Origin of the sequence: Telluribacter humicola (assembly GCF_017355935.1) — a bacterium.
GTDB lineage: Bacteria > Bacteroidota > Bacteroidia > Cytophagales > Spirosomataceae > Telluribacter > Telluribacter humicola.
In genome coordinates this window covers 234614-247194 of record NZ_JAFIQT010000001.1, presented here as the reverse complement: position 1 = coordinate 247194, position 12581 = coordinate 234614, and the positions used below count along the sequence as shown (strand labels likewise).

Here is a 12581-nt window from a genome sequence, read left to right as displayed (position 1 = left end):
CCGTTGCCTTATGAAACAGCTTGACCAATTATCCCGGAGGGATTTCATTAAGAATACCGCTGGAGCGGCCGCCGCTCTTACTATTCCTACCATTATTCCGGCCAGTGCCTTTGGAGCCAATGATAAAGTACGGGTAGCGGTACTGGGCCTCAATGGCCGTGGGAAGAACCACATCAGTGGCTACTCTAATCTGAGTAACGTAGAACTGGCTACTTTCTGTGATCCGGATAACAATGTACTGCAGAAGACTGCACAGGAATTTGAGTCCAAATCAGGTAAGAAGGTCAAGACCGAACAGGATCTGCGTCGGGTTATGGAAGATAAATCCATCGACGTGGTGAGCATTGCTACTCCGAACCACTGGCACGCGCTGGCTACTATCTGGGCTTGCCAGGCCGGTAAGGATGTGTACGTAGAGAAGCCCGGCTCGCATAACTTTGCTGAAGGCCGCAAGATGATTGATGCCGCCAAGAAGTATAACCGTATCGTACAGCACGGCGTGCAGCTACGTAGTTCGGAGGCGATGAAAGAAGCCGTAAAGCACCTGCGCGACGGTCTGATTGGTAACGTGTACATGGCGCGCGGCCTGGTATACAAGTGGCGCCCGGATATCGGTAACAAGGGTACTGAGCCCGTACCCGAAGGCCTGAACTACGACCTGTGGACAGGCCCAGCGGAGATGAAACCATTCTCCCGCAACTATGTACACTACAACTGGCACTGGAACTGGAACTACGGCAACGGCGATATTGGCAACCAAGGTATTCACGAAACGGACCTGTGTATGTGGGGACTGGGCGTAGATACCTTCCCAGAGAAGATTACTTCGGCGGGTGGTAAGTTCCTCTGGGATGACTGTCAGGAAACGCCTGAGGTACTATCCTCTACTTACATTTATCCTAAAGAAAAGAAGATCATCGAGTTTGAGGTACGTCCATGGATGACAAACAAGGAGGACGGCGTGGATATCGGAAATATATTTTACGGCAGCGAAGGGTACATGGTTGTGAAAGGCTATGACTTCTACGAAACCTTCCTGGGACGTGAACGCAAGCCCGGCCCTACCCGCAAAGCCGGTGGTGACCACTACAAAAACTTTATCGACGCCGTAGTAGCCCGTGACTCGTCTATACTGAACGGTCCCGTCGAAACGGCTCACCTGTCATCAGGTCTGGCTCACCTGGGCAACATCGCCTACCGCACCGGCCGTGCCCTTACCTTCGACCCTAAGACGGAGAAATTCGTGGGCGATAAGGAGGCCAACGCCATGCTTACCCGTAAGTACCGCGCCCCCTACGTGGTGGATGTAGTATAAACAGAAAGTAGATACCAAAAAGAGCGGGCTCCGGTAAAGTACCGGAGCCCGCTCTTTTTGGTATCTACTTAAGCCCAATATTAGATATCTGAGTACTCAGTGGGACGCATGAAGAACATTTCCAGCTTGTTCATATTGTCCTTGTACTCCGCTACATCTTTCAGCTTACCCCAGTCAGGATCATTGCTGAAAGCCTTCCAGTGCTCATCACGAGAAGCTTTGTTAGCAAAAGTAGTCATGTACATCAGGTTAGGCATACGACGGCCCGACAGTACTTCGCCGTAAAACACAGCGTTGAAGCCCAGCTTGTTGAAGATCCCGATCTCGCCACCCGTATTGAACATCTTTACCTTGTTGAGGTAGCGCTTCTCCGAAGGACTTTCGTAGCTGCGAAGTTCGTACACGCGCTCGCTGCGGGGACTGTTTAGAGCCGGCTTCTGGAGCTGAGGCATACCTGAGAAAGCTTGCAGAATAATCGTTTCGTAACGCGCGTAGGCAGGATCTTTAAATTCTGAATCAATGTAATCTTTACCCGCGGTCTGGTATTCTTTGTCTTTATCAAGAGTCTGCGGAAGCTTTGCCAGCTGATCCAGGGACTTCAGGGGCGTAAGCACATAGATACGCTTACCGAAAGTGGTATCTGACTCGACAGGCTTGAACACTCCAACGGTTTTGATACCGGCCCGGTGCATAGCGGGTAGGTAAGCGTTCTTAAGGTAATTCTCCATACGCTCCTCCTGAGCCTTACCAGTTACATGATAGATCCGGATCTCAAAAAACTCACGCTTCGGAGCACTAGCGCTGACGGGTGCACTCAGTTGGAAAAGTGCAATAATAGCAGCGAATAAACTAATATACTTCAACATATTGATGAGATAAATGATAAATAAAAATGAGTAAATAGAAGGCACCGCAGTACCTCTATTTACTCATACAAAAATAGGTTACTTTTCAGAATTACTCTATCCGGTTACAGCCTGACTAGCATCAGAACTTGGGACAGGATAGCTGCTTGTCTTTACGCCGGAAGCGCTTGCTCTTGGGCGTCAATTCATCAAACAGGTAAGACAGTGAAATTTCATGGGCACCACCGCTGCCAAATCCCAGCGTCGAGATAGTAGCATCGTAGCTATATCCAATAGAAAACTTGTCCTGCCGGAATCCGGCCAAAACAATGAAAGATTCGTGGTTGTTGATATTCTCAGCGTACTTCTTGACCGGAATACCCCGGTACCAGGCACCAAATACCATAGGAGCGTAGGTAACGTAAAGTCCGGCATCAAACTGGTCAAACTTGCCCTGGGATTTGTACATAATAGCCGGAGAGATGGTTTTCTCACGGTCTATTTCATTGCCCAGGTAGGTATAACCGGCAAAAGGGATCCGGAGGCCCGCGTGAAAGCTGGTCTTCATGGGCAGTCGTGCTATTTCCAGGTCCGAAAAGGCCTGATTGGGTCGATTCATGTGGTGTACAGATAGCCCCGCCCAGTACCAGTCAGAGTACATAATGGCTCCGGACGAGAAGTCAGCGTAGGATACCTGCGGTATACCATTCTGAAGCAGGGGCTCTCCCGTAGGATTACCGGTATAGCCCTGATTGGAATACTGGTCGCCAAAGGTGAGCCCAAAGTAGTCGAGCGTACGGGTAGCGTAGGTACCTTGTAAGCCCATGCGTACGTAGGTTTCTTCGTTGAGCCGGAGCTGATATGAATACAGAGCACTTACATCCGTTGACTTAAGATTACCCATACCCTGGCTATCCATGGTTACCAGCACCCCTACTCCACTGTTGATACTGGCCAGATGCAAATCAGCCCCAAACGAACTGGTTACGAAGTTGGCAGACAGGGCCGGCCATTGATTCCGGTAGTTTACGGTAGCTCTCGGAGCCAGTGCACTACCTGCCATAGCGGGGTTCAGATAGAGCGGATTAGCGTAAAACTGAGAAAATTGCGGGTCCTGACTCCAACCTTCCAGCACACTTAGGGTCAATATTATTAGAAGTAGTAATCTCTTTATCATAAAGCTCAAAATCTATAAACACCACAATTAATCTGCCGCAATTTCAATCTAGACAAAAATTATAAAAATTATTCACAAATTAGGTTGACTTTACGTACTAAAGATTCAGAAGGGGTAGCAATAGTGCAAACGCCTCACAAAATTTTAAAAATTTATTTTCGTTAAAATTAACAGAAGTCCCGTAAAGAGCAGTTTCATAGATAGGTGGTTTTGAGTATGTAACGAAAACATGAAGTGGATACATAATATTTACAGCAACTTTTTTTGGATTGTATGTTTTGGACTGCTCTTGTGTGGTAACCTCGCAATGGCCCAGACCCCTTTTGTGGTCAAAGGGCAATGTATGGCTAACCCCAATTGCGCCGACGACTCGACCTCGTTCAGTGATACGCTGAAAACGGCGGTAGCGTGGCAGTGGAACTTTGGTGACTCCAATAGCGGAGATAACAACACTTCTACACGTCGCAACCCACAGCACTCTTATTCTATGCCGGGTACCTATCAGGTAAGTCTGGTAAGAACGCTGCAGAATGGCAGCAAGGATAGTCTTAGTGTACCCATACAGATTGGTGAGCTTCCTCCGATGTTCCAGAACTGGAAACCGGATACTACAATCTGTCCTGATCAAACTATCACGCTGGATCCTTACCCTAATGGTGGTGCCCCCGCCGGAGCCAAGTTCATCTGGTACCCCAAGGGCGACACTACTCAAACCCTGGAAGTAGATAGCTCAGGTTGTTACTCAGTAGAAGTAATCCTGCCCAACGGGTGTAAAATTCAGGATCGGGTTAATGTGAAGATATGTCTGGAACAGTCGGGGCAGGAGGGTGCCAAGTGGTTCTTCGGTTCCAACGCGGGCCTTGACTTTTCTAACGGAGCTCCGCAGGCCATAACGGATGGTAAGCTAAATACGCCGGAGGGTACCTCGTCCATCGCTAACTCCAAAGGACAGCTACTCTTTTATACAGATGGTATAAAAATCTTCGACAAGGAGGGCAATGAGATGCCCTGTCAGGCGGATAGCTGCCAGACGTTGAAAGGAAGTAAACAGTCGACTCAATCGGCTCTGATCGTCCCACAACCTACCTGTCGGGGCTGTGACTATCTCTACACGGTATTTACGACGACGGACATCAATGACTCTACCAAGCTGCTTACGACCAGTGTAGTAGATATGCGCCGTAATAATGGAAACGGAGCCGTTGTGGAGCAGAATTCTGTACTACAGCAGACCACTACGGAGCGCCTTGCTTCAGTACGTAACGATGCTGACAGTACCTATTGGGTTATTACTCACGACTACGGCAACAATACATTCCGTGTATTCCATGCTACGACGGGCGGCCTGACCGAAACCGGTACCTACCCGCTGGGTATGGCACATGACACGCCTGAAAAGGGGGAAGGCTACATGAAGTTTTCTCCCGTGGATAGTACCTCGGGCAAGCGCAGACTAGCCGTAGTAGTACCTGGCCCGCCCAAGAACTACGTCGAGCTGTTTACCTTCTCAGACTCTACGGGGCAACTTGAATACGAACGAACGATTGATCTGGGGCCGGCTCCGCCCAAAGCCTACGGGGTGGAATTTTCACCCGATGGAGAAAAAATGTACGTCTCGTTCAGCGGGAATGGCAAAGATACGGCCTCGCTGCTGGTACAGTACGATATAAGTTTGGGGGACTCTGCCCTTATAGCCGAGTCCCGAATTGCCATAGATAGTTCGCAAACGCAGAAATACGGAGCCTTGCAGGTGGGGCCCGATGGTAGGATCTACCTGGCTATAGAGGGTAGCGACTATCTGGGGGTTATCAATAATCCAGATCAGAACTCGGCCAATGCCGTAGACTTTGACCCGGAGGGGGTCAGCCTGGGTGGTAAAAAGAGCCAGCTGGGTCTGCCGAGCCTGGTGCAGAACTTCACGGAGCAGCAGGACGGCCCCGGCTTCCAGGCCGATGGCTTCTGTACGGGTGCTCCTACCATGTTCCAGGCCAGTCCGCTCTGTCAGCCGATTGAGGATATGTACACCTGGAACTTTGGAGACGGCAGTGCACCCGTGGCAGGCAAACAAACCCAGGTACAGCATACCTACCAGAACCCCGGCATCTATACCGTAACGCTACGCGCCATCAACCGATGTAAGGATACCACCTTTACCCAGCAGGTAGAGATATTTGCTACGCCCGATCCAATCGATCTGGGCCCTGACCAGGATGTATGCCGCAACAGCGTTGAGCTTAACTCTAATGTAGATGCTGAGCTGTTTGTGTGGCTGTACAACGGCCGTCCTATCAGCCGGGAGAAGGTACTTAAAGCCACCGCTACTGGTCAATATATAGCCATCGCAGCCAATGGCCCACAAGGTGTATGTTTCCAGGCTGATACCTTGGAAATGACCATCCGCCGTCCACCCGCTTTCTCACTGGGTCCTGATACGACCATGTGTAATGATAGTTCGATTGTCATCACCGCTCCCGGCCAGACCTGGCGCGAGTTTAAGTGGAATACCGGCGAAAACAGCCGTGACATTACTGTTCGTCAGCCTGGTATCTACTTCGTAGAGGTTAAGAATGGCAACGACTGCTACAATGAGGATACACTGCAGGTAGTAGCCCGCCCCCGGGCCCGCATCGCGGCTGATCTACTTCCGCCCACAACCTGTACCTCTGCCGACGGAGCCATCCAAGTCAGGTCTATCAGTCCGGGAGGGACGTACAACTACACCTGGACGCGACCGGACAATACTCCATTGGGTAATGGACCAAGAGTGGACAGCCTGCGCGAAGGTTCTTACCTGCTACGCGTAAGCGGCAACCCACAGGCCTGTACAACCGATACGGCCTTTGCCCTCCGATCGGCGGCTAACCCCTTGCGAATGTCCGCGGTGGTAGATAATGCCGCCTGTACGCAACCGGATTCAGGCTCTATCGCCCTCAACATAACCGGAGGACAACCTACTACCTACCGCTGGCTCAGCAGTACCGGGCAGGTAGTCAGCAGCAATGCCACGGCTACTAACCTGCAACCCGGTACCTACAGCCTCGAAACCTCCGACGCCGGTGGTTGTACCTTTACTCTTACGGGTATTGTTGTAGGGCTGGAGAAAGACAACCTGGCGCGTCTGGGTCCGGATCGCGGCGTGTGTATTGGTGATACCGTACAGCTAGCCCCGCTGTCTGTCAACTTCCCCGGCAACCAGTACCTGTGGAGTACCGGAGCTACTACCCCAAGCATCGTAGTAGAACAAAATGGTACCTACACCCTCACCGTTCGTAATGCAGAGAATGGCTGTGAAGGTACTGATCAGATTGTAATCAGCTCAACGCCTCCTCCTACCGTAGATCTGGCCCCTGAGTTCCCGCTCTGCGTGGATGAGGGAGGGGTGGTAAAGCTGCAGGCCAACGGCCGCAACAACCTTTCGTACCTGTGGCCGCATTCGTCGGATACTACCGCAAGTGTCACCGTAAGCCGGATCGGTCAGTACCTGGTAATAGCGACCAATCCGGAAGGCTGTGCAACTGAGAAAACAACCGTGGTAGTAGACCGTTGCGAACCACGCCTGTACATTCCTGACGCCTTCACGCCCAACGGCGACGGCTCCAATGACTATCTGGATGTATTTGGTCTTTACTTCCGGGACTTCAGCCTTAAGATCTACAACCGCTGGGGTGAGGTTATTTTTGCGACCGACAGCATAGAGCAGAAGTGGGATGGTACCTACCGCGGTACCAAAGTACAGCCGGGTAGCTACGCCTACGTAGTGAGCTATGGCAGTGAAGACTACCCCGACCGCCGCTCTACGGTGATGCGCGGCTCGGTTATGGTTATACGCTAGGGTGCTGTTTTCCGCTTAAAAATCCTTATTTTTGACCTACTCATTCATACCCTTTCCGGCCCAAGCCGGAAAGGGTACTTAGTTACCAACACCCCATGCGCAAAGACTACTTGACCGGAGATAAAGAACAGCTTTCCAATACCGAAAAAGAAATCGAACGGGCCTTACGCCCTCTTTCGTTCGACGACTTTACGGGACAGGATAAGGTGCTGGCTAACCTGAAGATATTCGTTCAGGCGGCCCGCCAGCGGGGTGAAGCACTTGACCACGTACTGCTGCACGGCCCTCCGGGCCTGGGCAAGACCACCCTCTCGCATATCGTAGCCAACGAGTTGGGCGCTAATCTGAAAATCACGTCGGGTCCCGTACTGGACAAGCCCAGTGACCTGGCCGGACTCCTGACCAACCTGCAGCAGTACGACGTCTTGTTTATTGATGAGATTCACCGCCTCAACCCGATCGTAGAAGAGTACCTCTACTCGGCCATGGAGGACTACAAAATAGATATCCTGCTGGATAGCGGCCCCAACGCCCGCAGCGTCCAGATTGGGCTGAATCCTTTTACGCTGGTAGGAGCTACCACCCGGGCTGGCTTGCTTACCTCGCCCCTTCGGGCTCGTTTCGGGATCAATGCGCGCCTGGAGTACTACGATGCCAAGCTGTTGGCTTCTATTGTACGTCGCTCAGCATCTATACTGGGTACCCCCATTGACGAGGAAGCTTCTTATGAAATAGCCCGCCGCAGCCGCGGTACCCCACGTATCGCCAACAACCTGCTGCGCCGCACCCGCGACTTCGCCCAGGTCAAAGGCAAGGGCAACATTACGGTAGCCATTGCCGAAATGGCCCTTACAGCGCTGGATGTGGATCAGAACGGTCTGGACGAAATGGATAATCGTATCCTGCTCACGATCATTGAGAAGTTCAAGGGAGGTCCTGTAGGGCTTTCCACCATTGCTACGGCCTGCGGCGAAGAAGCCGAAACGATTGAGGAGGTCTACGAGCCGTTTCTGATTCAGGAAGGGTACCTGAAGCGTACCGCACGGGGACGCGAAGCTACCGAAAAGGCCTACCGGCACCTGGGAGTTGTGCCTAAGTACCGTAATGGCGAGCTGTTTTAGTTGGCACTCATTGGGTTCTACTCATAGTAGTTACAGCCCCTAAGCAACCCGCTTTACCTTAGCATTCAGCCGCTTATGCAATAAAAAATACCATTCTCTGTTTATAGGTAACACCTGAAAGGCACAGATTTTTACAGGTGTTACCAAAAGTTAATGCACGAGTAACATTTATTACTCGTACTTTTGCGGCTTGAAAATCAAGGGAATGGTAGGATCAGAAATGCCGGTAAAGTTAGTTGTAAAGGTACCTTGTGCTGTTATCGAGCACGAAGGAAAAATATTGGCTGCCCAGCGTAGCGCTACCCTATCATTACCTCTGAAATGGGAGTTTCCGGGCGGAAAGCTGGAAGAGGACGAAACCGAAGAAGAAGCCCTTAATCGCGAGATTCTGGAAGAGCTGAACGTGGCGGTCGAGATAGGCGTCCGTCTGCCCCTGAGTATACGCGACGACGGCTGGCGCGAAATCCAACTGGTCCCGTTTGTGTGTCAGCTTTTGACCTTTGATATCCAGCTTGTTGACCACGAAGAAATCCGCTGGCTGGCTCCTGACGAACTATATAGCCTCGACTGGGCGGAGGCCGACTACGCCATCATCAAAAGTTATCTTGATTACCTGGAAAGCCAGGAACAGAATCAGTAGTCCCGCTCACTCAGCTATTTCTTTCCCTTCCACCCAACCAGTACCACACCGGCCAGCACCAGTAAGGTACCTGTCATCTGCAGCAGGTCTATCTGCTCGCCCAATACTACCGTAGCCAGTACAATAGTGAATATAGGGCCAATGCTGGCAATGATGGAGGTATTGCCCGATCCCACGCGTTTGATGCCTTCGGCCAGCATAAAGGTGGGAAGTACCGTCACAAAGAGTGCCATGATCAGGCTGATGTAGTACACTGGCGCCGGAAAGCTGAACAACGTAAAACCATTCTCCACGACTGCATGCACAACCGTTGGTACCGTAGCTGCGATCATGGCGTAGCAGGTAAATTTCTGCGAGCCTACCACCGGAATGATGCGGTCACTACCTACCAGGTACACCGCGTACACAATTCCGCTTACGATCACCCAGAAAGCCCCCCAGAAAAGATCCTTCTGCTCACCGGTATCCACGTTAGGCACGAAAGCCAGTACTATACCCAGGTACGTCAGCGCCAGCGCGCCGTACTGCAACCGGGTGATGCGGCGCCCGAAGAAGAACGCTCCCATCAATAGCACGAAGGTAGGGTAGATAAACAGGAGCACCCGCTCCAGACTGGCTGTAATGTACACCAGCCCCAAAAAGTTAAAGTAGCTGGCAAAGTAGTAGCCGACTATACCCATCAGGCTCAGGTAGCCCCACTGCGGCAGGGTAAGCCGGATGTTGGTCTGCTGCCGTGACAGCCGCAAAGCCGCCAGTACATAAAACGGCAGCGAAAACAGCATACGCAGCGCCACCAGCGAGATGGCATCAATCTGGTACTGGTAGGCCAGCTTGACCAGTACCCCTTTGCAGGCAAAGCAGAAGGCAGCTATCAGTACCAGAGCCGCTCCTATCCAGTAGTAGGAACGGGGAACAACTCCGGTACTATATTCATGACTTCTACTCACAAATGGGCTCTATTACTTCTCCCGGAAGAACATCGTGATGGGGACTCCCGAAAAGTCAAAGTTCTCACGCATCCGGTTTTCCAGGTAGCGCATGTAGGGCTCCTTAACGTGCTTGGGATTACTGCTAAAAAACACGAAGGTAGGTGAAGGGGTCGGCAGCTGGATCATGTACTTGATATTGATGTACTTGCCCCGGTAGGCCGGTGGTGGGTACTTCGCAATCTCCGCCTGCATCACCTCGTTCAGTTTGGAAGTAGATATCTTCTTGGTCTTGTTCTCATATACCTCCATGGCCTTTTCCATCACCTGGAATATCCGCTGCTTCTCCAGTACCGACGTAAAGATGATCGGTATGTAGCTCATTGTAGCCAGCCGCTCGTAAATATCCTTCTTAAAGATGTCGGCAGTCTTGGAATCTTTCTCTACCAGGTCCCACTTATTGACCATGATCACCACGCCCTTCTTAGCCTTGATGGCCTGCGCGATGATGGTAATATCCTGACCTTCCAGTCCCAGCGTAGCGTCAAGCAGTACGATACATACATCTGAATCTTCCATAGCTTTTACCGAGCGCAGCGTGGAGTAAAACTCGATATTTTCCTTCACGCGGGATTTGCGACGGATACCGGCCGTATCGGTCAGGATAAATTCCCGTCCGAAAGCCTTGTAATGAGTATGGATGGCATCGCGGGTGGTACCGGCTATGTCGGTCACGATGCTGCGGTCAGTACCTGTTAATACGTTCAGGAACGACGACTTTCCTACGTTAGGACGTCCCAGGATAGCTATCCGTGGAATTCCCGCTTCGGGGTCTTCCACGCCCGGATCCGCAAAATGCTTCACTACGTCATCCAGCAATTCGCCCGTACCGTGGCCATTCTGAGCCGATATCGGGTAGATCTCTTCGCCCAGTCCCAGCTCGTAGAACTCCGCTGCCGACTGGTGACGCTCCACCGTCTCGACCTTGTTCGCTACCAGGAACACGGGCTTATTGTAGCGCCGCAGTACATTGGCGAACTCTTTATCCAGCTCGGTCAGGCCAGCCATGGTATCTACCACAAACAAGACTACGGTCGACTCTTCAATCGCCAGCTCCACCTGCTCACGTATGGCTCCTTCGAATATATCCTCCGAGCCTACTACATATCCTCCTGTATCTATGACCGTAAAATACTTACCTATCCACTCACCGTAGCCGTAGTGGCGGTCGCGGGTTACCCCGCTCTGGTTGTCCATAATCGCCTTGCGTTCTTCGATCAGGCGGTTGAACAGGGTCGACTTGCCCACGTTTGGGCGTCCGACTATACTAATTATATTTGCCATCTTTATTAATTGTAATGTGAAGAGTACTCCTATTCCCCCTCACGGCACTCGTTTTTTTAAAATTATATCCCTCCTACTATCGGAGGGGGTAACTCACCTACTATCTATTCCAAAAGAGTAAGTACTTCTTTAGTCGTTTCTGTTGTATCCATACTGCCGCAGTTTGTTCTCTTTGCTGCGCCAGTCAGGCTCTACCCGTACGTACTGCTCCAGAAACACCTTCTTGTCAAAGAAAGCTTCCAGATCCTTCCGGGCCTGCACCCCTACTTTTTTGAGCATGGAGCCTTTCTCCCCGATCAGGATGCCTTTCTGCGTCGCGCGCTCGACAATGATCTCCGCCCGGATCACAATGATATCATCGCGCTCCTTAAACTCCGTGATTATTACCTCACTGCTGTACGGAATCTCCTGGCGGTAATTCAGAAATATCTTCTCGCGAATAATCTCCGAAGCAAAAAAACGTTCGGGCTTGTCAGTAAGTTCTTCGGTATCAAAATAAGGCGGGTGGACCGGCAGCCGCGTCACAACAGCCTGAAAGAGCGACTGAATATTGGCACTGTGCAGCGCCGATATCGGGATGATCTCGGCTGCATCTACTACCTGTCGCCACTCTTCCATTTTCATTTTTACCTCCTGCTCGTTAGAGAGGTCAATCTTATTCAGGATCAGCAGTATGGGTGCATCGGCCCGCTTTAGCAGGGGTAGTACTTCGTGGTCAGCGGCTTTTTCGCCCATCTCCGTCACGAACAGGACCACGTCGGCATCTTCGAGTGATCCCTTTACGAAGGTCATCATAGACTCGTGCAGCTTATAAGCAGGCTTTACCACACCCGGGGTATCGGAGTAGATCAGCTGAAACGGCGTCCCCTGGTGCTCTCCGTTGAGAATACCCATGATCCGGTGGCGGGTAGTCTGGGCCTTGGACGTAATGATGGAGAGCCGCTCCCCTACCAATACGTTCATCAGGGTTGACTTCCCCACGTTAGGCTTACCTATAATACTCACAAACCCGGCGCGAAAGTCGGCGGGCTGGTCAGTGGCTGAACTATTTTCCATAACCAAAGAAATTTTACTCCAATAAAGATAATAAGTTGTATATCAGACGAACTCAACAACCCACCTGGTTGTTGGGGAACAAGGAGAGAAACAGGACTGAGAACGCTTCTGAAAAATATTTTTACAAAGGTAGTTGATTTTTTGAAAACTCTCTCGTATGTTTGCAGTCCAATCCAACAACAACACCGCGGGATGGAGCAGTTGGTAGCTCGTTGGGCTCATAACCCAAAGGTCGCTGGTTCGAGTCCAGCTCCCGCTACGAAGAAAAGCCTCAGAGAAATCTGAGGCTTTTTTGTTTAGCTTGATACAACTTTCTTAAAAGGTA

Annotated in this window: 9 protein-coding genes and 1 tRNA gene; 5 read left to right on the top strand and 5 right to left on the bottom strand. The window is 51.2% G+C overall.

What is annotated here, in order from left to right; all coding sequences use genetic code 11:
• The first annotated feature begins 10 nt into the window (after window positions 1-10).
• Entirely contained in the window at window positions 11-1315 is a 1305-nt protein-coding gene (locus JUB14_RS01065; RefSeq protein ID WP_207503700.1) for a Gfo/Idh/MocA family oxidoreductase, read from the top strand.
• An 80-nt stretch (window positions 1316-1395) separates the two neighbouring features.
• On the opposite strand, the gene JUB14_RS01060 is transcribed toward JUB14_RS01065, so the two are convergent.
• On the bottom strand, window positions 1396-2181 hold the full coding sequence (locus JUB14_RS01060) for an NIPSNAP family protein (RefSeq protein WP_207503698.1): 786 nt from the start codon (window positions 2179-2181) through the stop codon (window positions 1396-1398).
• A 121-nt stretch (window positions 2182-2302) separates the two neighbouring features.
• The gene (locus tag JUB14_RS01055; RefSeq protein ID WP_207503696.1) at window positions 2303-3337 is read right to left on the bottom strand and encodes a PorP/SprF family type IX secretion system membrane protein; all 1035 of its coding nucleotides are present in this window, start codon (window positions 3335-3337) and stop codon (window positions 2303-2305) included.
• Between the two features lie 307 nt (window positions 3338-3644).
• On the opposite strand from JUB14_RS01055, the gene JUB14_RS01050 reads away from it, so the two are divergent.
• The 3 genes from JUB14_RS01050 (at window position 3645) to JUB14_RS01040 (ending at window position 8930) form a co-directional block, all read left to right on the top strand.
• On the top strand, window positions 3645-7169 hold the full coding sequence (locus tag JUB14_RS01050; RefSeq protein ID WP_207503694.1) for a PKD domain-containing protein: 3525 nt from the start codon (window positions 3645-3647) through the stop codon (window positions 7167-7169).
• Between the two features lie 95 nt (window positions 7170-7264).
• Window positions 7265-8290 (top strand): Holliday junction branch migration DNA helicase RuvB, encoded by a 1026-nt coding sequence (gene ruvB / locus JUB14_RS01045; RefSeq protein WP_207503692.1) that lies wholly within the window; start codon window positions 7265-7267, stop codon window positions 8288-8290.
• Window positions 8291-8480: 190 nt separating this feature from the next.
• Window positions 8481-8930, top strand: coding sequence for a (deoxy)nucleoside triphosphate pyrophosphohydrolase (locus tag JUB14_RS01040; RefSeq protein WP_229367466.1), 450 nt, complete (start codon window positions 8481-8483; stop codon window positions 8928-8930).
• A 14-nt stretch (window positions 8931-8944) separates the two neighbouring features.
• Here JUB14_RS01040 and JUB14_RS01035 read toward each other — a convergent pair whose 3' ends face one another.
• From JUB14_RS01035 to era, 3 genes are all read right to left on the bottom strand, one after another.
• A complete protein-coding gene (locus tag JUB14_RS01035; protein WP_207503690.1) occupies window positions 8945-9877 on the bottom strand; it encodes a DMT family transporter in 933 nt (310 codons plus the stop codon).
• Window positions 9878-9889: 12 nt separating this feature from the next.
• Window positions 9890-11200: a ribosome biogenesis GTPase Der gene (gene der, locus JUB14_RS01030; protein WP_207503688.1), complete on the bottom strand. Its 1311-nt coding sequence runs from the start codon at window positions 11198-11200 to the stop codon at window positions 9890-9892.
• Window positions 11201-11329: 129 nt separating this feature from the next.
• Window positions 11330-12256: a GTPase Era gene (era, locus tag JUB14_RS01025; RefSeq protein ID WP_207503687.1), complete on the bottom strand. Its 927-nt coding sequence runs from the start codon at window positions 12254-12256 to the stop codon at window positions 11330-11332.
• Window positions 12257-12442: 186 nt separating this feature from the next.
• Between era and JUB14_RS01020 the strand changes: the two genes are divergently transcribed.
• Window positions 12443-12515 (top strand) — tRNA-Met (locus tag JUB14_RS01020).
• The last annotated feature ends 66 nt before the right edge of the window (window positions 12516-12581 follow it).

What these genes read in the sequence shown, in the direction of transcription:
- JUB14_RS01065 (WP_207503700.1), top strand. Translation starts at nt 11, where the DNA reads ATGAAACAGCTTGACCAATTATCCCGGAGGGATTTCATTAAGAATACC.
- JUB14_RS01060 (WP_207503698.1), bottom strand. Translation starts at nt 2,181, where the DNA reads ATGTTGAAGTATATTAGTTTATTCGCTGCTATTATTGCACTTTTCCAA.
- JUB14_RS01055 (WP_207503696.1), bottom strand. Translation starts at nt 3,337, where the DNA reads ATGATAAAGAGATTACTACTTCTAATAATATTGACCCTAAGTGTGCTG.
- JUB14_RS01050 (WP_207503694.1), top strand. Translation starts at nt 3,645, where the DNA reads ATGGCCCAGACCCCTTTTGTGGTCAAAGGGCAATGTATGGCTAACCCC.
- ruvB (WP_207503692.1), top strand. Translation starts at nt 7,265, where the DNA reads ATGCGCAAAGACTACTTGACCGGAGATAAAGAACAGCTTTCCAATACC.
- der (WP_207503688.1), bottom strand. Translation starts at nt 11,200, where the DNA reads ATGGCAAATATAATTAGTATAGTCGGACGCCCAAACGTGGGCAAGTCG.
- era (WP_207503687.1), bottom strand. Translation starts at nt 12,256, where the DNA reads ATGGAAAATAGTTCAGCCACTGACCAGCCCGCCGACTTTCGCGCCGGG.